General features: G+C 61.0%; 20 protein-coding genes and 1 tRNA gene. 9 read left to right on the forward strand and 12 right to left on the reverse strand.

Features of this window, described 5'->3' with window-relative positions; genetic code table 11:
• Window positions 1-5: 5 nt before the first annotated feature.
• On the reverse strand, window positions 6-257 hold the full coding sequence (gene rpsP, locus EGJ68_RS13775) for a 30S ribosomal protein S16 (protein ID WP_123035143.1): 252 nt from the start codon (window positions 255-257) through the stop codon (window positions 6-8).
• A 159-nt stretch (window positions 258-416) separates the two neighbouring features.
• Window positions 417-1,796 (reverse strand): signal recognition particle protein, encoded by a 1,380-nt coding sequence (ffh, locus tag EGJ68_RS13780; RefSeq protein WP_027948670.1) that lies wholly within the window; start codon window positions 1,794-1,796, stop codon window positions 417-419.
• Between the two features lie 98 nt (window positions 1,797-1,894).
• Here ffh and EGJ68_RS13785 point away from each other — a divergent pair, with 98 nt between their 5' ends.
• Together EGJ68_RS13785 and EGJ68_RS13790 are read left to right on the forward strand one after the other, a co-directional pair.
• Window positions 1,895-2,698 (forward strand): cytochrome C assembly family protein, encoded by an 804-nt coding sequence (locus EGJ68_RS13785; protein WP_123035144.1) that lies wholly within the window; start codon window positions 1,895-1,897, stop codon window positions 2,696-2,698.
• Window positions 2,699-2,772: 74 nt separating this feature from the next.
• A complete protein-coding gene (locus EGJ68_RS13790) occupies window positions 2,773-4,050 on the forward strand; it encodes an HlyC/CorC family transporter (protein ID WP_123035145.1) in 1,278 nt (425 codons plus the stop codon).
• Window positions 4,051-4,054: 4 nt separating this feature from the next.
• On the opposite strand, the gene EGJ68_RS13795 is transcribed toward EGJ68_RS13790, so the two are convergent.
• Genes EGJ68_RS13795 through EGJ68_RS13820 form a run of 6 tightly spaced genes read right to left on the reverse strand, consistent with a single transcriptional unit; the run spans window position 4,055 to window position 7,872 of the window.
• On the reverse strand, window positions 4,055-4,246 hold the full coding sequence (locus EGJ68_RS13795) for a DUF1289 domain-containing protein (RefSeq protein WP_123035146.1): 192 nt from the start codon (window positions 4,244-4,246) through the stop codon (window positions 4,055-4,057).
• Window positions 4,246-4,770, reverse strand: a complete 525-nt coding sequence (locus EGJ68_RS13800) for a gamma carbonic anhydrase family protein (protein ID WP_123035147.1) — start codon at window positions 4,768-4,770, stop codon at window positions 4,246-4,248. Before EGJ68_RS13800 ends, EGJ68_RS13795 begins: the two co-directional genes overlap by 1 nt.
• A complete protein-coding gene (locus EGJ68_RS13805; protein ID WP_123035148.1) occupies window positions 4,767-5,375 on the reverse strand; it encodes an NUDIX hydrolase in 609 nt (202 codons plus the stop codon). Before EGJ68_RS13805 ends, EGJ68_RS13800 begins: the two co-directional genes overlap by 4 nt.
• A gap of 3 nt (window positions 5,376-5,378) precedes the next feature.
• Window positions 5,379-6,482 carry a tRNA guanosine(34) transglycosylase Tgt gene (tgt, locus tag EGJ68_RS13810; protein ID WP_456298013.1) on the reverse strand — a complete coding sequence of 368 codons (1,104 nt, stop codon included), beginning with the start codon at window positions 6,480-6,482 and terminating at the stop codon, window positions 5,379-5,381.
• Window positions 6,483-6,496: 14 nt separating this feature from the next.
• Complete coding sequence (gene queA, locus EGJ68_RS13815) at window positions 6,497-7,567, reverse strand: tRNA preQ1(34) S-adenosylmethionine ribosyltransferase-isomerase QueA (protein WP_123035150.1); 1,071 nt, start codon at window positions 7,565-7,567, stop codon at window positions 6,497-6,499.
• A 47-nt stretch (window positions 7,568-7,614) separates the two neighbouring features.
• Window positions 7,615-7,872, reverse strand: coding sequence for a hypothetical protein (locus tag EGJ68_RS13820; protein WP_027948663.1), 258 nt, complete (start codon window positions 7,870-7,872; stop codon window positions 7,615-7,617).
• A gap of 190 nt (window positions 7,873-8,062) precedes the next feature.
• Between EGJ68_RS13820 and EGJ68_RS13825 the strand changes: the two genes are divergently transcribed.
• The 3 genes from EGJ68_RS13825 (at window position 8,063) to EGJ68_RS13835 (ending at window position 9,278) form a co-directional block, all read left to right on the forward strand.
• Window positions 8,063-8,149, forward strand: a tRNA-Leu gene (locus EGJ68_RS13825).
• A 209-nt stretch (window positions 8,150-8,358) separates the two neighbouring features.
• Entirely contained in the window at window positions 8,359-8,841 is a 483-nt protein-coding gene (locus EGJ68_RS13830) for a DUF4112 domain-containing protein (RefSeq protein WP_233248825.1), read from the forward strand.
• Window positions 8,842-8,879: 38 nt separating this feature from the next.
• Complete coding sequence (locus tag EGJ68_RS13835; RefSeq protein WP_123035151.1) at window positions 8,880-9,278, forward strand: DUF2177 family protein; 399 nt, start codon at window positions 8,880-8,882, stop codon at window positions 9,276-9,278.
• A gap of 5 nt (window positions 9,279-9,283) precedes the next feature.
• On the opposite strand, the gene EGJ68_RS13840 is transcribed toward EGJ68_RS13835, so the two are convergent.
• From EGJ68_RS13840 to EGJ68_RS13850, 3 genes are read right to left on the reverse strand one after another with little or no spacing between them, the layout of a single operon-like run.
• Entirely contained in the window at window positions 9,284-10,654 is a 1,371-nt protein-coding gene (locus EGJ68_RS13840) for an MBL fold metallo-hydrolase (RefSeq protein WP_123035152.1), read from the reverse strand.
• Between the two features lie 42 nt (window positions 10,655-10,696).
• The gene (locus EGJ68_RS13845) at window positions 10,697-11,878 is read right to left on the reverse strand and encodes a phospholipase D-like domain-containing protein (protein WP_123035153.1); all 1,182 of its coding nucleotides are present in this window, start codon (window positions 11,876-11,878) and stop codon (window positions 10,697-10,699) included.
• A gap of 12 nt (window positions 11,879-11,890) precedes the next feature.
• Entirely contained in the window at window positions 11,891-12,271 is a 381-nt protein-coding gene (locus EGJ68_RS13850; protein ID WP_123035154.1) for a hypothetical protein, read from the reverse strand.
• A gap of 262 nt (window positions 12,272-12,533) precedes the next feature.
• Between EGJ68_RS13850 and EGJ68_RS13855 the strand changes: the two genes are divergently transcribed.
• From EGJ68_RS13855 to EGJ68_RS13865, 3 genes are read left to right on the forward strand one after another with little or no spacing between them, the layout of a single operon-like run.
• On the forward strand, window positions 12,534-13,373 hold the full coding sequence (locus EGJ68_RS13855; RefSeq protein WP_158283666.1) for a glycosyltransferase family 2 protein: 840 nt from the start codon (window positions 12,534-12,536) through the stop codon (window positions 13,371-13,373).
• The gene (locus tag EGJ68_RS13860) at window positions 13,370-13,789 is read left to right on the forward strand and encodes a sugar 3,4-ketoisomerase (RefSeq protein WP_123035156.1); all 420 of its coding nucleotides are present in this window, start codon (window positions 13,370-13,372) and stop codon (window positions 13,787-13,789) included. The genes EGJ68_RS13855 and EGJ68_RS13860 overlap by 4 nt, the downstream gene beginning before the upstream one ends.
• Window positions 13,786-15,000 (forward strand): FAD-dependent oxidoreductase, encoded by a 1,215-nt coding sequence (locus EGJ68_RS13865; RefSeq protein ID WP_123035157.1) that lies wholly within the window; start codon window positions 13,786-13,788, stop codon window positions 14,998-15,000. The genes EGJ68_RS13860 and EGJ68_RS13865 overlap by 4 nt, the downstream gene beginning before the upstream one ends.
• 22 nt (window positions 15,001-15,022) lie before the next feature.
• On the opposite strand, the gene EGJ68_RS13870 is transcribed toward EGJ68_RS13865, so the two are convergent.
• On the reverse strand, window positions 15,023-16,420 hold the full coding sequence (locus EGJ68_RS13870; protein ID WP_158283667.1) for a DUF1254 domain-containing protein: 1,398 nt from the start codon (window positions 16,418-16,420) through the stop codon (window positions 15,023-15,025).
• Between the two features lie 191 nt (window positions 16,421-16,611).
• Between EGJ68_RS13870 and EGJ68_RS13875 the strand changes: the two genes are divergently transcribed.
• Window positions 16,612-18,348, forward strand: a complete 1,737-nt coding sequence (locus EGJ68_RS13875; protein ID WP_123035159.1) for an N-acyl-D-amino-acid deacylase family protein — start codon at window positions 16,612-16,614, stop codon at window positions 18,346-18,348.
• Window positions 18,349-18,395: the final 47 nt, after the last annotated feature.

The raw sequence follows: 18,395 nt of genomic DNA on the forward strand, positions 1-18,395 counted from the left end.
CTGGCTCAGGCCGCTGCTGCGCCCGCTTCCTTGACCAGCTTGGCCACGCGATCGGACAGCTGTGCACCCTGGCTCTGCCAGAACGCCACGCGCTCGGCGTCGACATTCAGACGCACTTCCTGACCACGGGCGACCGGGTTGAAGAAGCCCACGCGCTCGATGAAACGACCGTCGCGTGACTTGCGGCTGTCAGTCACCGTCAGATGATAGAAAGGGCGCTTCTTGGCACCACCACGAGAAAGACGAATTGTTACCATATTCCGTAATTTCCTGAAAATGAGTCGGGATCTGCGGCTAACCTGCCGCCTCATCCACGACAAACACCGGCACTACGGCCGCAAAGGTGGCGTATCATACGGAACTTCGGCCGGTTTTGAAAGCCCCGCACAGCGGAATTTTTCAAGGATTCTGCGGGCTTACCGGAAGGGGAAACCACCCCCACCGCCGCCGCCCGGCGGCATCATGCCACCGAGGCCGCGCATCATGCGCTCCATGCCGCCACCCTTCATCTTTTTCATCATCTTCTGCATTTGCTTATGCTGCTTGAGCAGACGATTGAGGTCCTGCACCTGGGTGCCCGAACCCAGGCAGATGCGGCGCTTGCGCGAACCCGCGATGAGATCCGGGTTGCGCCGCTCCTTCACCGTCATGGAGTTGATCATGGCCTCCATGCGCGCAAACATCTTCATGTCGAGGTTCTGCTGCGCCATCTGCGCCATGTTGCCCATACCCGGCAGTTTGTCGAGCATGCCGGTAATACCGCCCATGTTGTTCATCTGCTGCAGCTGGTCGCGGAAATCTTCCAGGTCGAAACGACCGCCCTTCTTCACCTTGCGCGCGAGCCGCTCGGCTTTCTGTTTGTCGACCTTCTGCTCCGCTTCCTCGATCAGCGAGAGCACATCCCCCATGCCGAGGATACGCGATGCCAGGCGGTCCGGGTGGAAGGGGTCCAGCGCCTGGGTTTTCTCACCCACCCCGAGGAACTTGATCGGCTTGCCAGTGATGGTGCGCACCGACAGTGCGGCACCACCGCGGGTATCCGCATCCACCTTGGTCAGGATTACACCGGTGAGGGGCAGCGCTTCGCCAAAGGCCTTGGCCGTATTGGCGGCATCCTGGCCGGTCATGGCGTCGACCACGAACAGGGTTTCCACCGGCTGGGTAACCCGGTGCAGCTCGGCAATCTCGGCCATCATGGCCTCGTCGACCGCCAGCCGACCCGCAGTATCCACAATCAGCACATCGCTGAAACGGATACGGGCGTGCTCCATGGCCGCACGGGCAATATCCACCGGCGCCTGCTGGGCCTCGCTGGGGAAGAAGTCCACGCCCACCTCTGCCGCCAGGGTCTCCAGCTGCTTGATTGCCGCCGGGCGATACACGTCGGCACTCACTACCGTCACCGACTTCTTGTCGCGTTCCTTGAGCAGGCGCGCCAGCTTGGCGACCGAGGTGGTCTTGCCCGCGCCCTGCAGGCCGGCCATGAGAATGATCGCCGGCGGCTGCGTGGCGAGGTTCAGCCCCTCGTTGGCCGTGCCCATCACCGCTTCCAGTTCCGCCTGCACAATGCGCAGGAACGCCTGGCCCGGGCTCAGGCTCTTGCTGACCTCCTGCCCCAGGGCGCGTTGCTTCACCGCCTCGACAAAATCTTTCACCACCGGCAGCGCGACATCCGCTTCCAGCAGCGCCATGCGCACTTCGCGCAGCGTTTCCTGAATGTTGTCCTCGGTGAGCCGCGCCTTGCCGGTAATGGCGCGCAAACTCTGGGACAGGCGATCGGACAGACTCTCGAACATCAGCGGAACTCTCGGCAGCAGGCGGCCACTATTGCCAATGGCCGGACAAATCGGTACAAAGGTGCGCAGTATACGTCACCCGGGTCCAAGCCCCAACCATGCCACTGCCACTGCTCGCCATTGCTGCCGCGCTGCTCTACCTGGCCGCCGCAGGGCTCCACCTGATGCACATCCTGCAGCGCAAGCCGCGCCTCAGCACCTCGGTCATCGCGCTGGGCGCCATTGCCTTGGTGTGTCACGCCCTGGTGGCGTGGTCGAGCATTTTCGACGAGCACAGCGTGCACCTCGGCCTCTACCGCATCCTCGCGCTGATCTCGTTTGTCATCAACCTTGCCTGCATCTCCTGGCTGGTACGCTGGCCGCTGCAGAATCTGCTGATTGTGCTGCTGCCACTGTCCGCCTCGACGGTGCTGATTTCAGCCTTTGCACCGCAAACCGGCAGCACACCCGAGGCACTCGGCCACGGCCTGCTGCTGCATATTGCGTCCTCCATTCTGGCCTATGCGGTACTGACCCTCGCCGCGGTGCAAGCCGTATTGGTCGCGATACAGGACCGGCAACTGAAACAGCACCGCGCCACCGGCATCGTCAGTTTCCTGCCACCGCTGCAACTCATGGAAACCATGCTTTTCGAGCTGGTATGGATGGGCGTTGTGCTACTCACTGTGGCTATCGCTACCGGCTTCCTCTTCGTCGACGATTTCTTTGCCCAGCATCTGGTGCATAAAACCGTGCTGACGCTGGTTGCCTGGGTGATTTACTCCACCCTGCTCTGGGGTCGCTACCAACTCGGCTGGCGCAGCCAGACCGCGGCGCGCTTCACCATCGGGGGCTTTATTCTGCTGATGCTGGCTTTCCTCGGCTCGAAACTGGTCCTGGAACTGTTACTGCAGCGCGGATGACCCACAGGGGTTGCCCCCACCTGCCTTTTTCTTCAAGATAACCGGTCCGCTCACGCCAAAGGTTCGCCCCCGCTTTGAACGAAGCCCCGCTGGGTCTCCTGTCGTCCATCCTGGTTGTTCTCATTCTCCTGTCTGGTTTCTTCTCCAGCTCGGAAACCGGCATGATGTCACTCAACCGCTACCGGCTGAAGCACCTCAGGAAGCAGCAGCATCGCGGCGCACGGCGCGCCAGCAAGCTGCTGGACCGCCCGGACCGGCTGATTGGCTTGATCCTGATCGGCAACAACGCAGTCAATATTCTGGCCTCCGCCATTGCCACCGTCATCGCCATTCGCCTGTGGGGCGATGCGGGTATCGCCATCGCCACCATCTGCCTCACACTGGTGATCCTGGTGTTCGCCGAAATCACCCCGAAAACCATCGCCGCGTTGTACCCGGAGCGCATCGCCTTCCCGGCCAGTGTGATTCTGCTGCCTCTGATGAAGGCGATGTACCCGGTGGTGTGGCTGGTGAACGGGGTTACCAACGGACTCCTGCGCCTGCTTGGCGTCGATGCCGGCGCCGCCAAGGAAGAACATGTCTCTTCCGAGGAATTGCGCACCATCGTGACTGAGGCCGGCGCGCTGATTCCACCCCGACATCGCGGTATGTTGCTGAATATCCTCGACCTTGAGGAAGTCAGCGTGGACGATGTGATGGTACCGCGCAATGACGTCTACGGTATCGATCTGGACGAGAGCGATGATGAAATCCTGCGCTGTCTGCAGGCCTCCACTCACACCCGGTTGCCGGTCTGGCGCGACGACATCAATAACATCGTCGGCGTGCTGCATCTGCGCAACCTGAGCCGGGTCATCGACAAGCATGGCCTGGACCGCGGGGCACTGGAACGAGAGATGGACGAACCCTACTTCATCCCCGAAAGCACGCCACTGCACACGCAATTGCTGCACTTCCAAAAGAACAAGCTGCGCCTGGCGATCGTGGTGGACGAATACGGCGAGGTGATGGGTATAGTTGCCCTGGAAGACATTCTGGAAGAGATCGTCGGCGAATTCACCTCGCGCATGAGCGACACCGGGGACAGCATTTTCGCCCAACGCGACGGCAGCTACATCATTGCCGGCAATGCCAACCTGCGCGACGTCAACAAGGCCCTGGACTGGGACCTGCCCACCGACGGGCCCAAAACCCTGAGCGGCCTGATTCTGGAATACCTGGAGTCATTCCCGGCGGGCAATGCCTGCCTGGCGATCGCCGGCTACCGGCTGGAAATTCTGGAGCTGCAGGGCAATGTGGTGCAATCGGTCCTCGCCTCCGCCGTTGACGGCAAAGGCAGAGCCCGGCACTGACTGACTAGCGCAGCTGCGGTTTATCGTCCGCCAGACGCCGGTCTGCAGCGCGCAGCAACATGTCACGCTTCTGCTCCGGGCTGGCCATAAACCAGTCCGTAATTTCATCGGCGCTGCGATAGCAACCCAGGCAGATATCGTTCTCGTCCAGCAGGCAGACGGAGATGCAGGGCGACGCGGGTTCGGCTTGCGTCATCACGCCTGCTCCTGCAAGCCGCGCAGAAACCGCGCCGCATTCTGCACATAATGCTCGGCATTGAGGCCCACAGCCGCCTGCTCTTCGGCAGAAAACTGCCGCTTCACTTTCGCCGGCGCGCCCAGCACTAAACTGCCGTCCGGTATTTCCATGCCTTCCGTCACCAGCGCCCCCGCACCGATCAGGCAATTGCGACCCACTTTCGCCCCGTTCAGCACGATGGCGCCAATGCCCACCAGCGCACCATCGCCAATCGTGCAACCGTGGAGCATCGCCTTGTGGCCCACTGTGACGTTGGCACCGACGACCATCGGGAAACCCGGGTCTGCATGGAGTACGGCGCCATCCTGAATGTTGCTGCCGGCGCCCACTTCAATGCGTTCTGCATCACCGCGCAGTACACAGCTGAACCAGACACTGCTGTTCTCGTGCAGGGTGACATCACCAATCACTGCCGCATTGGGCGCAATAAAGTGCCCATCGCCTACCAGCGTTACCGACTGCCCATCGAGGCTGTACTTCATTCCAAATTCTCCTTGAATGTCGACACATCCAGCTCTGCCTGCAGGCCCAGGTTGACCAGCAGCAACAGTGCGCGGGCCGAAGTGCCCCATACCGTATCATGCGGCAGGCGAAAATGTGGCACCGGCAGTGCCTGACCGCTGGTGGGTTCGTTCATGTAGCGTACGTGCCAGCCTGCCGGGTTGGTGAAACAATCCAGCCGCGGCAATATCAGTTCGGCAACTTCACCGGGGTCCGCGCGCAGTGTCAGCGAGGCAGGAATACTCGCTACGCAGGGATGAATGGTATAACCGCTGCGCGTGAGCAGGGGCGGCAACTCGCCCAGAGGGCACACCGCTTCGGGCGGGCATGCCACCTCCTCGAAGGCCTCGCGCAGTGCGGTATCCCAGGGGCCGGCATCGTGCACCTCCCGCTTGCCACCGGGAAAAGCGATTTCACCCGGGTGCAGGGACAAATGCAGGGCGCGCCTGCCCAGCAGCACACGGGGATGCTCCTCGTCGGTCAGCGCCACCAGCACCCCCGCCTGACGTCCACTGCCGGCCCAGGGCGCGCGCAGCATGGGCAAGCCTGTCCGCAACCGCTCAAACAGCTGCGCGGACGTGCTCACGAACTAAACACCTTCGGCCTGCCCCGCGTAAAAGTCATCTGCAAACGCCGCCAGCCTGCCCTGCTCAATTGCGGCGCGAATGCCGGCCATGTGGTTCTGGTAGTAACGCAGATTGTGCAGGGTGTTGAGCTGCGAGCCGAGTATCTCATTGCACTTGTCGAGGTGGTGCAGGTAGGCGCGGGAAAAGTTCTGGCAGGTGTAGCAGTCGCAGTGCTCATCCAGCGGCAAGGTGCTGGTTTTGTGCCGGGCATTGCGCAGCTTGAGCACCCCCCGAGAGGTGAAAATGAAACCGTTGCGTGCGTTGCGGGTGGGCATCACGCAGTCAAACATGTCCACGCCACGCAGCACGCCCTGCAGCAAGTCGGAGGGTGTGCCCACGCCCATGAGGTACCGCGGCTTATGCGCCGGCAAGCTGTACTGCAGGGCCTCCAGCACCGCGATCATATCCTCCTTGGGTTCCCCGACGGAAAGCCCGCCGATGGCGTAACCGTCGAAACCGATGGCCTCCAGCCCGGCCAGGGATTCGGCCCGCATGCTCTCATACATCCCCCCCTGAACAATGCCGAACAGGGCGGCTGCGCTATCGCCATGTGCGGCGCGGCTGCGCTGCGCCCAGCGCAGAGACAACTCCATGGATGCACGCGCCTCCGCCTCGGTCGCCGGATACGGTGTGCACTCGTCAAAGATCATCACAATATCGGAACCGAGCTTGCGCTGGATCGCCATCGAAGTCTCCGGATCGAGAAACACTTTGGATCCGTCCACCGGCGACTGAAAACGCACCCCCTGCTCGGAGATCTTGCGCATGGCGCCCAGGCTGAAGACCTGGAAGCCCCCTGAATCCGTGAGGATGGGACCTTCCCAGCCCATGAAGTCGTGCAAGTCACCGTGCTGCTCGATGATGTCTGTTCCCGGGCGCAGCCAGAGGTGAAACGTGTTGCCAAGAATGATCTCCGCACCTACCGCGTGAATATCACGCGGCAGCATGCCCTTGACGGTACCGTAGGTGCCCACCGGCATGAACGCCGGTGTTTCCACGGTGCCGCGCGGAAAGGTGAGACGCCCGCGGCGCGCTGCGCCATCGGTACCCAACTGTTCAAACTGCATGTGGCACTCGCGGCTCATCGTGGCCCCACGGCATCGGGCTGAGGCGTCAGGAACATGGCATCCCCGTAACTGAAAAACCGGTAACGCTGTTCAATCGCCTCCCGGTAGGCGGCGAGAATCGACTCGCGGCCGGAAAAAGCGCTGACCAGCATCAACAGCGTCGACTCCGGCAAATGAAAGTTGGTGATCATGGCATCGACAACCTGAAAGCGGTAACCCGGGTAGATGAAGATATTCGTGTCGCCGGTCAGCGGCGCTACCCGGCCCTGACCGCAGGCGGCAGACTCCAGCGAACGCACCGCAGTCGTACCCACCGCAACCACGCGCCCACCGCGGGCACGGGTCGTCTCCACCGCAGCGCAAAGCGCGGCATCCACCTCCAGGTACTCGGCGTGCATGTGATGATCGCGGATATTATCGACTCTCACCGGCTGAAACGTGCCGGCCCCCACATGCAAAGTAACCGTTGCGCGCTCGATACCCGCGGCGGCAAGCTGTTCGAGCAGAGCCTGTGTAAAGTGCAGGCCCGCCGTGGGCGCGGCAACGGCACCGGCGCGCTCTGCGTACACTGTCTGATAGCGCTCCTGGTCGGCGGCCTCATCGCCCCTTTCTATATAGGGCGGCAAGGGCATGTGCCCGATATCTGCCAGTATGGCGTGCAGCGGAACGCCGGGCGGCGATAACAGCTTGAACAGTGCCCCGTCGCGTCCGGTTACTGTAACCTGCAAGGGGCCGGGAGCCTCACCCGGCTGGGCGGAAAGGCGAATCACCCCCCCCGGCCGGGGCGACTTGCTGCTGCGGATATGGGCCAGCGCCGTATGCTCACCGGTAACACGCTCGATGAGTATCTCTACCCGGCCACCGGTGGCTTTCTGCCCCCAGAGCCGCGCCGGAATCACCCGCGTGTTGTTGAATACCAGCAGGTCACCAGGCTGCAGGCAGCCCGGTAAATCCGTAAAAGCCAGGTGCCGCGTGGCCCCGGAGGCACCGTCAAGCGCCAGCAAGCGGCTGGCGCTGCGGTCCTGCAGCGGATACTGGGCGATCAGCTCCGGTGGCAGTGCGTAGTGGAATTCGTCAAGTTGCATCGAAAAAAAAGCCGGCCTCAAGCCGGCTCCCTGCTCCGAGTGGACGCTCAGGCTTCGGCATCGCCTTCCGCCGCGGGTGCGTCTGCCTCGGCAGTCGCTTCCTCAGTCGCTTCTTCGGTTGCTTCCTCTGCGGGTGCTTCCACCGGCTTCGGTGCCGGCGCTTTTACCAGGCCTTCAGCAGACAGAATCCGCACTTTTTCCTCGCCGTTGACCGGCTTGCGGTTGGCATCCTTCACTGCATAGCGCTCGTCACCACGCTGGAAAATGCTGTACTCGTCCGTCTTCTTGACCAATTTCATTGCCATGCTCTTTTCTCCTTCGATACTCAGAATGTCGGCCCCGGAGGCGCCACCCATGCCCGTGCGGCAATCCGCACAAGCCGGGCGAAGTCTACCCGCAAACCGCCTGAAGGTTAAGGAAAATCATTGCAGGAACAGCGCGGGTTGCTATAATCGCGCCCTCTCCACGGGCTGCCCTGCGGCACCCGCACTCTTTGCCGGAGTGGTGAAATTGGTAGACACAGGGGATTCAAAATCCCCCGCCGTAAAAAGCGTGCCGGTTCGAGTCCGGCCTCCGGTACCAAACATTGTCCTGCGGCACGCTAGCGCGTGCCGGCCGATATGTCGGACCATCGAGTCCGGCCTCCGGTACCAAACATTGTCCTGCGGCACGCTAGCCTAGGGCCAACAACATCTACCCTCAAACTCCGGTATCATCTTAACTGGCCGAGCAACGTGTGCACCTCACCCTGAAGATCGGCTGCGCTACTGGCAGGATCAGCAGAGGGCGTGATGATGAGCAGCTCAAACACAGGGAAAAGCGGCAGTAACCCCCGCCTCGCCCGCTTCGCATGGCTACTCGACAGCAGTATTCCCCTGCCCTTCGGCCGCAGTATTGGGCTGGACGGCATCATTGGCCTGATTCCGGGTCTCGGCGATGCAGTCGGTGCGGCCCTGTCCTCAATCATCATCTTTGCCGCCTGGCGCAGCGGTGCCCCCGGCGCCGTATTGCTGCGCATGACGGGCAATGTCGCCGTTGAATCGCTTGTCGGCACCATACCGCTCTTGGGCGACCTGTTCGACTTCGCCTTCAAGGCCAACCAGCGCAACGTCAAGCTTTTGCAGCGTTGCGAGCACGACGCCCGTGGCGCACAGCGACGCAGCCGCTGGGTCATTGCGGCTACGCTGGCTATCGGGTTGCTCCTACTGTTCGCGCTACTGGCTGCCGTCACCTTTATTGGCGTGAGCTTGTTCCAACTGCTCACGGGGAACTGAGCGCAGGCCTAACAGACAACGCAATGGAGTAAGCAACAATGATTACATTTCTGAAGCCCTACCTGACTGTCCTGATCGCTTTTCTTGCCATTGATGCTGTATGGATCGGGGCCGTTGTGAGCAAATACTATAGTCAGGAGTTGGGCGAACTGATGCGCGAAAGCCCGAATTTTGCCGCCGCCGGCATCTTCTATCTCTTTTATGCGGCCGGCATCGTGATGCTGGCGGTCACACCAGCGGTGAACGCGGGGCAGTTACGCATCGCACTCATCAACGGCGCGGTGTTGGGTGCGCTGGCCTACGGGACCTACACCGTCACCAATTACGCCATATTGCACCGCTGGAGCCTGGGCCTGGTTGGCTCAGACATCCTCTGGGGCGCCTTTCTCACTGCAGCATCCGCGGGCCTGGGTTACTGGGCAGCGGCGCGGCCATAGCCGTCCTAATCGCCTTCTTCCACCGGTAACCCCATTGTCAGCCAGGCGCTCATGCCGCCAATCAGGTTGCGCACATCCTGAAATCCGGCACGTTGCAGGATACTCACGCCCAGCCCGGCGCGATGACCTACGCCGCAGGTCACTATCACCGGCGCCTGTTTATCGAGGTCGAGGCTGGCAACACCATCCTCAAGATGACCAACATACAGCGACTTTGCGCCTTCGATGTGAGCGGCCGCAAATTCATCCGGCTCGCGCACATCAAGAACTTGGTAGGCGGCGCCCTCAGCGTTCAATTCAGTGGGGGTAATGGCGCCGGAACGTTGCACAGTCTGTCCCGACTTGCGCCAATTCCCGAAGCCATCAGCCAGCGCACCCACAACGTTATCCAGCCCGATCCGGGCAAGGTGCGCAGCAGCCTCGGCAATGTCTTCTCCACGGTCGGTCACCAGCATGACAGGGTCATTTTCGTCTGCCATCCAACCGCCAAACACCGGCAAGCCATCCAGCCAGATACTGTAGGCACCTTCCACATGCCCGCCGGCAAAGGCCTCCGGTTCCCGCGTATCGTAGACTGTAGCGCCGCCCATGCCACGCGCGAACTCTTCCGGGCCCATCATGCTGACCATACCCAGTGGCTTGTCCAGCGGTTTGCCGCCTTCGAGGTTGAGCCGTTCCATAATCCTGAAATAGGGGGGCCGCGGCAGTCGCTCACTGCCTTTATCGCGGGCGAAGGTATCGCGGTCTTTGGTAAACACCACGTTATAGCGCTTTTCCTCACCCAGTGTGGACATCGGTCGCTCCGCCATGCCGCTGCCGCAAACCGAGCCAGGACCATGCGCTGGCATGACCAATGCGGTATCACCGAGGTCGGCCAGCTTCTCGTGCACCGAGTCGTATAACAGCGCCGCATTCTCTACGGACTTTGCTGCATCTGGCAGGTCGGTGCGGCCCGTTTCGCCGAAAAACAGAGTATCTCCGGTAAAAACACACCATGCGGCGCTGGCATCGGCGCTGAATACGGCGTAGCACATGCTCTCCGGCGTGTGCCCCGGCGTGCTCAGCGCTTTCACGCGCAGTGAGCCGAAGTCGAACTCATCGCCATCCCCCAGGCGCACATCGCCTCGCCCAAAGCATTCATGTGTTCCGTTGACCACCTGGGCTCCGGTCACACGCGCCAAATGTGATGACCCCATTACAAAGTCTTCCTGACGATGGGTTTCCAGCACGTGGGTGATTTTCGCTCCAAGCTCCTGCGCTTTGTGCAGGTAGACATCGATGTCCCTCCGCGGGTCGACCACCAGCGCGCTGGCCCCGTCCGACAGCAGGTATGAAAAATGGGCAATGCCCGGCGTTTCGAGTCGTTCCAGCTTCATGGTCACGTTCCTCCTGAATCAAGGGGTTGAAATGGGGACCTGCTACAACTGCGGGCGAAGCAGGTCGGAAAAGAGTTCCTTGACGCGGGTGAGAACACCGCGCTTTCGCCATTTCTCGTAATCCAGCGCTTCACAACGCTCCAGATTCTCGCGAAAAATTGTCGAGTGAACGGCAGCAAACGCCTCACTGAAGACATTCACGAGGATTTCGTCATTGAGCGCGAAAGACCGGTTGTCGAAATTTGCCGAGCCAACAATGACCCACTCTGAGTCGACGATCGTCGCCTTCGCGTGCAGCATGGTGGGGGTAAACACGTGAATGCGCACCCCCGCTTGCAGCAACTCCCCCCAAGAGGACCGCGAGCTATAACGGACGACCTGGGAATCGATATGCGGACCCGGAACCATCACCTGTACGTTCACCCCTCGCCTGACAGCGGCAATGAGTGCGGCAATCGTTTCCCGGTCAGGCACGAAGTACGCCGTGATCACGAGAAATGAGTCGGTCGCGGACTCAATGGCGTATCGGAACAGTTGATAGACGCGCTCACTCCCGCTCCTGGGCGCACTGCTGAGCACTTGCGCGGCGTCGCCACCCGCATGCTTCAGGTTTGGCGAGAGGGGTGAGGCTGCCGGCAGGCGAGGCTGCTGCAACACCTCGCTCCAGACTTCAGCGAACGCTGCACGCATCTCTCCCACTTCGGGGCCCGTCATCCGATAATGGAGGTCATACCACTCATGCGGGCCTCTTGCGTTGCCGCACCACTCCTCCGCAATGCCGACCCCGCCGGTGAACGCGACTTCCTCGTCGACCACCAGTATTTTGCGATGCGTTCGGTAGTTCATGCGCTGTAGCTGCCACCAGCGCAGGGGGTTGAAGTGACGCACACGCACACCTGCACCCCGCATCTGCTCGATCAGCTGCTCATCCATCTCCTGAGCACCCCACCAATCCAGCAGGACATAAACCGCTACGCCACGCCGCGCAGCGTCGCTGAGCGCGCTGGCAAACCGTTGCGCTATATCGCCTGACCAGTAGATGAAGGTTTCAAAACAGATTTCCCGCCTGGCACCCACAATGGCCTGCAGCATGGCCGGAAAAATCTCATGACCATTGATCAGCACGTCTATCCGATGCCCGGATTGCACCGGAAGCCCCAACCGTTTGCTGACGTCACGGCCAACTGCCGGCAGCGGGTGCTGCTCAGGAACGGGGTTTACCACGGGAATTCCCTGCTAGGCGCCGTCCTGCAACCGGTTCTTCAACCACTCGACGTCGAGCTTCCACGGATCCTCAATATACTTCCTCGGGTTCTGATTGATATCACGCAGATAATCCATTGACACTTTCCAGTCGATATCCGGGGCATCCTTGCCGTGTGATGCCAATTGCAGCTTGCTGTTATGCATACGCACGGTGAAATAGTCGTGCGGGTTCTCGGCATCATTTTCGTACACCGCCACCCCGAACTTGCGACCTTCCGCCTGCTTGTCCATGAGTTCAGCGATGCTCTTGATGACCGGGGTATCGCGCAACTCGGTGAGCGCGTCGTTGGTCACCTCAAGGGCCCCCATGAATTGTTCATAGCTATCTTTTTCATTGCCTGTGCTTGTCATATCGCCTCCAGATGGTCATTACAGTAGCGGCAGGCGTCCTGCCCGTACCCCGGTGGTGCTGCAATTGCTATGCCAGTGCGCCTCAATGGCGCAGGCCGCGCCAAATCGACATCCGCCTGTGCATATCGCGTGTACTTTTTGCACCCACGCTGTAAAATTTACCGGGTAAAACGACATAACAGGCGACCAGCGTGCTTAAATGTCGAGCACGTACCGGACATGCCGGGAAATCAGAAACCACCCGCAAGGGATTCAGCGGACCATGAATCAAGATCCCACAACGGCACACGCCTCCGTTTGTGCCCTGTTACCTGCCTGGCAGGCAGCCGACTTCATCCAGGCAACCCTCGATTCCCTCTCCGCGCAAACCTATACACAGTTCAGCGTTATTGTGTCGGTAGACGACTGTGACGATGGCACGTTTGAACTCTGCTGCGCACATGCTGAAGCTGACCCGCGCTTTCGTGTGGTCCGGCAAGAACAACGCCGGGGTTATGTCGGCAATTGCAATGCACTGCTTGCACTGGCGGACGCCGACTATGCACTTTTCGCCTTTCACGATGATGTTATAGCGCCCACCTATGTCGAGCGGCTGGCCGCCGCACTGAATCACGATCCTGATGCCGTAGTCAGTTTTTCGGATGTTCATCTAACGCACACCGATGGCCGCGAGGAGCACTGGGTACTGAATGAACTCGACGGCATCACCAATCCTGCGGAGCGAGGACACCTGATGTTGGCCGGTGGGCTCAAATGGTGGGTTCCCAACCGCGGTGTTTTTCGCCTGGAGAAAGTACGCCAGATCGGTGGACTGAAGTTGCACGGCGCCGGGGAATTTTCTACGGACATGCCCTGGCTGTTCCACATGAGCCTGCTGGGCAACTTTGTGCGCGTGCCGGAAACCCTGTGCTTCAAGTACTATAAGCCCGGCAGCCTGTCACGCAGCTGGGCCTTCACACCCCACCAGCGCTTTGAAGTGCTCTGCGCCTGCCTGCGCGAGCTGTGGAACTCCGGCCTCAGCAGTACTGCCAAGTTGGATATTGGCGCGCCGCTGGTGCACTACCTGGACCAGAACCGACCGCAGAGCGCTTCACCCGCATGACACGTGCTGCCACCACACAGGCCTGTTGGTTTGATGGCAAAGCGCGCCTGTTGCACCTGCAGCGCCACCGCGATGCAAGGGGGTGCCTGCTACCACTGGAGTTCGACCAGCTGCCTTTCACACCACAACGGCTATTTACCGTATCGGAAGCAGATCCCGGCACACAACGCGGTGGACACGGCCATCGTCGCGGCCAGCAGTTACTGGTCTGCCTGGCGGGGCGAATCGATGTCACGCTGCAATGCGGAAGCGAGCGCGTGCAGGTCACGCTGGACAGCAACGGTCCGGCGCTACTGGTAAGCGCAGGGGTGTGGGGCGAGCAAACCTATGTCGAGCAGCACAGCGTGCTTCTGGTGCTCGCCAGCGACCGCTATGACGCCAGCTCCTATTTCCTGCAGGGCGAACCCGTCCCGTGAAGGCAACACGCCATATCGCCGTTCTGGGCGCCGGCATCATGGGCTGCTCGGTTGCCCTGTATCTGGCGCGCAAGGGGATTGCGGTCACGCTGTTCGATGAAGCCCCTGAACCTTTCACTGGTGCCAGCCGCTGGAATGAAGGCAAAATTCACCTCGGCTATATTTATTCAGCAGACAGCTCACTGCACTCCGCGCAACATGTACTGAGCGGGGGACTGCTGTTCAAGCCGCTGGCTGAAGACCTGCTGGCAACGTCTCTAGACCCCGTTATTACCGCACAGGATGACATCTACCTGTGCCATCGCGACTCGGTAGTCGCCGCCGATGATATGGCGCAGTACCTCGATCGGGTCAGCGAGCTGGTGCGTGCACATCCCGATGCGCACCACTATCTGACTGATGTCTCAGGCGCCACCAGCCACCGTCTCTCGGCGGCAGAGCTGGCGGCCAACAGCGATTCGAAAGAGATTGTGGCAGGGTTTCACGTACCTGAGCGCTCCGTCGAGACGACCTGGATTGCAAACCGTTTTCAGGCGGCGGTGGCGGCTGAACCATTGATTCACCTGCGCATGGGGGAGCGCGTGCTCGCCGCCCACCCCGCTGGGGAATCGGTACACGGGCCGTGGACGGTGGCAACGAACACCGGCGACACAGAGACCTACAGCCATGTCGTCAACGCGCTGTGGCATGGCCGCATGGTTATTGATCAGAGCGCTGGCATCACGCCTTGCGGGATCTGGTCGAATCGCTATCGCCAATCCATATTTCTGCGTACCAAGCGCGCTATACAGACTCCCTGCGCAATTATCGCAACGGGGCCATTTGGCGACATCAAGAATTACAACGGACGCGACTTCTACCTCTCGTGGTATCCCGCAGGCCTGCGAGTCGACAGCTCAGCGGTGGAACCACCGCCTGTGCACACACTCGACTTGCCGGATCCCGCCCTGTTGACCAGCACGGTGCTGGACACGCTGCAGTCGCTGTTGCCCTGGGTCGGCGATATTCGCGCTGAAATTGAAAGCAGCCGGGTTGAGGGTGGCTGGGTATTTGCAGCGGGCCGCGGTGAGCTATCCGATCCGGCGGCATCACTGCACAAGCGCTCTGACTATGGTGTCACACGCTCGGGCAACTACCTGAGCATTGACACCGGAAAATACGCTACAGCGCCCTGGACAGCGCGCAATCTTGTTCAGGCGTTGTGCGGTTAAACAACACGCCACGCCCGGTTTTTCAGGGCAATCGCAGAATGGGCGGCGGCTCGTAGTCTCCCGACAGTACACTCGCTTCCGGCTCGAAGAAACGCAGCGTTACAAAGAGGGGTCCATCGTTGACGGGTAACCAGTTCACGCCCCCATCAGCGGGTGGATCCTGTTGCAGACGCACAACAACGGAGCCATCTGCGCGGCGCTTCAAGTCCGGCATGACATCGGTGATCGCATAGCGCCCTCTGTCGTTGGGAATCAAATCTACCGTGCGCGCATCGTACACATTGAGCGCCCAGAAGGCGGCAACGGGCGGCAGGGCGCCGGGTTCAAATACGATTTCGTAGCGGTTATTTCCAATGAGTGGCGCACCTTCCGCATCCGTGAGTGCAGACAGGTAAACCGTTTCCTCCGGCGTATTGCCGAGGAAGCCGTGGTACTCCACCGTTGCCCGGCGCAGGTAGTCGAAACCATAAGTCCCGTATGTTTCGTTGGAAATTTTGCTCCAACCAGTATGCGTCGGCGCCGCGCGCGCTGAATCCGCCAGAATGCGGTAGCCGTCCTCTACCGCCCGCTGCAGTCCCCGACGCAACCCGTCCGGTATCGCCTCGGGGCTGAACCTTGCCGCCGGGCCCAAGCCGACCTGATTGAGCTGCGCCATCAACTGCGCTTCATGTGGTAGACGCGGATTGCTACGCAGGAAGTGGTTGAGATGGGTAAAAAATGCCAGTGATGTGAGGTCTTCCACGCTGGGCAAAGCGCCGATATCAACGTGCTGACTCCCCCCCTCCAACTCAATCGCTCCCATCAGACTGCTGGCCTCAGCCAGATCGGCGTCACTTTCCACCAGAATACGCCCCAGCAAATACCCCTGCTGCGTTCGCAAGCGCACCAGATGCACACCCGGCGGTACGTCCCCGCGCCACTCTGGCCCTACAACCAACAGCCGTTGCGCATCTGTGCCGGTGGTGCGGCGCCCCGTGTGCTGCACCTCGGAGTACATGTCAGCCCAGGTAAGCACGTAATAGCGCCCTTCCGTATCGGGCACCGACACCCGCAGGGGTGCAACGGATACGTCGAGCCAAGCGGTGAAATACAGGGTGCTGCTGTTGGGTCCACGCCCGGCATACAGGCCACCGGGCCTGGCCAGGCCCTTTTGCAACACAATCTCGTTCAGCGGCGCATACACGCCCTTGGCATCTCGCCCCGGCGTTGTCTGGTCGCGCATCACCCGGAAATAATCGACCACGGGGTAGCCGTAGAGATACGCCTGCAAGCCTGCCGCATACGCCAGCGACTCCTGACGATGGGCGATAATCTGGGCAGGATCGGTGGGTGGCGCCGCAACCACTGGCAAAGACAGGCAGGCGGCCAGCAGATACCACGTCCATCTTCTTCGCTGCTGTATCCTTGTCACTTGATTCACTGCCTACCTCTTTTTTTGAGCGCTATACGAACCAGCATTAACACGCCATGCGGTGAGAGGATACTCAGGCAATGGCGCTACATGAGCAAGCGCTGCCCGCATTAAAAAATGTACATCACCTGTCTGTGCATCTCTGACAACAGTGCATGTCTGATAAACTCTGGGAAAAACACGTTTTCAGGAAAAATCCCATGACACAACAAGCTGACCTTGTAATTCGCAACGGACAGGTCGTGGATGGTAGTGGCCAGGCCGCGTTCGAGGCTGACGTTGCCATCCGCGACGGCCGCATTATTGCTGTGGGTCCCGCGCTTGTGGTGCAGGCAGCAGAGGAAATCGATGCCGCAGGCCAGCTGGTCACGCCGGGCTTTGTCGACATCCACACACATTACGATGGGCAGGTTACCTGGAGCAACAGCGTCACGCCCTCCTCCCGGCACGGCGTCACGACTGTTTTGATGGGCAATTGTGGCGTCGGCTTCGCCCCCTGCAAAGCAGGCGATAGACAGCGCCTGGTGTCGCTCATGGAAGGGGTGGAGGATTTACCCGAGGTGGTACTGACCACCGGCCTGCCGTGGACCTGGGAGAGCTTTCCGGACTACCTCGACCAGCTGGAGCAACGTGAGTACGATGCCGACATCGCCACGCAGATACCGCACGCGGCCCTGCGCGTGTTCGCCATGGGCGAACGCGCTGTGACGCGGGAAGCGGCCAGCGCTGAAGACCGCGCCTGCATGGCGCAGCTGGCAGCGCAGGCCATTAATGCCGGTGCCCTGGGATTCGCCACGTCACGCACCATCAATCATCGCGCCAGCGACGGGACCCCGATCTTCACACTGGATGCGGCGGAAGAGGAGCTTATCGCCATCGGTCGAGCTTTGCGCGACAGCGGGCGCGGCGTGCTGCAGCTGGTATCGGATTTCACCGATATTGATACCGAGCTCGCCATGCTGCGCCGGATTGCGGAACAGACCGAACGCCCCCTCTCGCTGACGGTAATGCAGTGGCACAACGCACCGGACAAGTGGCGCACCGTGCTCGACTGGGTTGAGGACTGTCAGCGGGATGGGTTACCGGTCAAGGCGCAGGTCAGCGGCAGACCCGTTGGCATACTCATGGGCTTTGAAGCCAGCTTCAACCCGTTCAGCTACACACCCACGTTCAAGTCACTGCTCGCGCTGGCGCCCGAAGAACGCCGCGCCGCGCTGCGCGACCCCGCCGTGCGCGCACACATCATTGAGGAGACGCCGGAGCCATCCGACTTCCCGGGAGAAATGCTGCTACGCAGCTGGGATCTGATGTACCCACTGGGTGAACAGCCCGATTACGAGCCCGACGCCACACAGCGCGTGAGCGCAATTGCGGCGCGCCGCGGTATCAGCCCTGCCGCCTGCGCCTATGACCTGATGCTGGAACAGGACGGCCAGGCCGTACTGATGTTGCCCGTGGTCAACTTCGCCGATGGCACCCTGAACGCCGCGTTGGACATGCTTCGGCACCCACATAGCCTGTACGGGTTGGGAGACGGCGGTGCGCACCTGGGGTTTCTCTGCGACGCCAGCCTGCCCACCCATTTACTGACTTACTGGGCACGCGACCGGAACAAAGGAGAGCGGCTGGCACTGCCCGAAGTCATCAGGGGGCTCACCCACGACACCGCGGATGCCGTAGGCCTGAATGATCGCGGCCTGCTGCGGCCAGGGTATCGCGCCGATATCAACATCATCGACTTTGAAGCGCTGACCCTGTTGCCGCCGCGCATACAGTACGACTTGCCGGCAAACGGGCGCAGAGTGCACCAGGACGCCAACGGCTACACCGCCACGCTGGTCAACGGCCAGGTAGTGCAGCGCAATGGACAAGCAACGGGTTTGTTCCCAGGACGTCTGGTGCGTGGGCCACAGCAGATAGCCAAAAGCCCTGTCTAGCGGACGTCAACGCAGCAGCGACTCGCAAGTCACTTGATACCTCCGCA

The sequence above is a fragment of the Haliea alexandrii genome (assembly GCF_003719295.1).
Classification (GTDB): Bacteria; Pseudomonadota; Gammaproteobacteria; order Pseudomonadales; family Halieaceae; genus Haliea; species Haliea alexandrii.

Coding starts and splice junctions, on each gene's coding strand:
- rpsP (WP_123035143.1), bottom strand. CDS start 257: ATGGTAACAATTCGTCTTTCTCGTGGTGGTGCCAAGAAGCGCCCTTTC.
- ffh (WP_027948670.1), bottom strand. CDS start 1,796: ATGTTCGAGAGTCTGTCCGATCGCCTGTCCCAGAGTTTGCGCGCCATT.
- EGJ68_RS13785 (WP_123035144.1), top strand. CDS start 1,895: ATGCCACTGCCACTGCTCGCCATTGCTGCCGCGCTGCTCTACCTGGCC.
- EGJ68_RS13795 (WP_123035146.1), bottom strand. CDS start 4,246: ATGACGCAAGCCGAACCCGCGTCGCCCTGCATCTCCGTCTGCCTGCTG.
- EGJ68_RS13800 (WP_123035147.1), bottom strand. CDS start 4,770: ATGAAGTACAGCCTCGATGGGCAGTCGGTAACGCTGGTAGGCGATGGG.
- tgt (WP_456298013.1), bottom strand. CDS start 6,482: ATGCAGTTTGAACAGTTGGGTACCGATGGCGCAGCGCGCCGCGGGCGT.
- queA (WP_123035150.1), bottom strand. CDS start 7,567: ATGCAACTTGACGAATTCCACTACGCACTGCCACCGGAGCTGATCGCC.
- EGJ68_RS13820 (WP_027948663.1), bottom strand. CDS start 7,872: ATGGCAATGAAATTGGTCAAGAAGACGGACGAGTACAGCATTTTCCAG.
- EGJ68_RS13830 (WP_233248825.1), top strand. CDS start 8,359: ATGATGAGCAGCTCAAACACAGGGAAAAGCGGCAGTAACCCCCGCCTC.
- EGJ68_RS13835 (WP_123035151.1), top strand. CDS start 8,880: ATGATTACATTTCTGAAGCCCTACCTGACTGTCCTGATCGCTTTTCTT.
- EGJ68_RS13840 (WP_123035152.1), bottom strand. CDS start 10,654: ATGAAGCTGGAACGACTCGAAACGCCGGGCATTGCCCATTTTTCATAC.
- EGJ68_RS13850 (WP_123035154.1), bottom strand. CDS start 12,271: ATGACAAGCACAGGCAATGAAAAAGATAGCTATGAACAATTCATGGGG.
- EGJ68_RS13855 (WP_158283666.1), top strand. CDS start 12,534: ATGAATCAAGATCCCACAACGGCACACGCCTCCGTTTGTGCCCTGTTA.
- EGJ68_RS13860 (WP_123035156.1), top strand. CDS start 13,370: ATGACACGTGCTGCCACCACACAGGCCTGTTGGTTTGATGGCAAAGCG.
- EGJ68_RS13875 (WP_123035159.1), top strand. CDS start 16,612: ATGACACAACAAGCTGACCTTGTAATTCGCAACGGACAGGTCGTGGAT.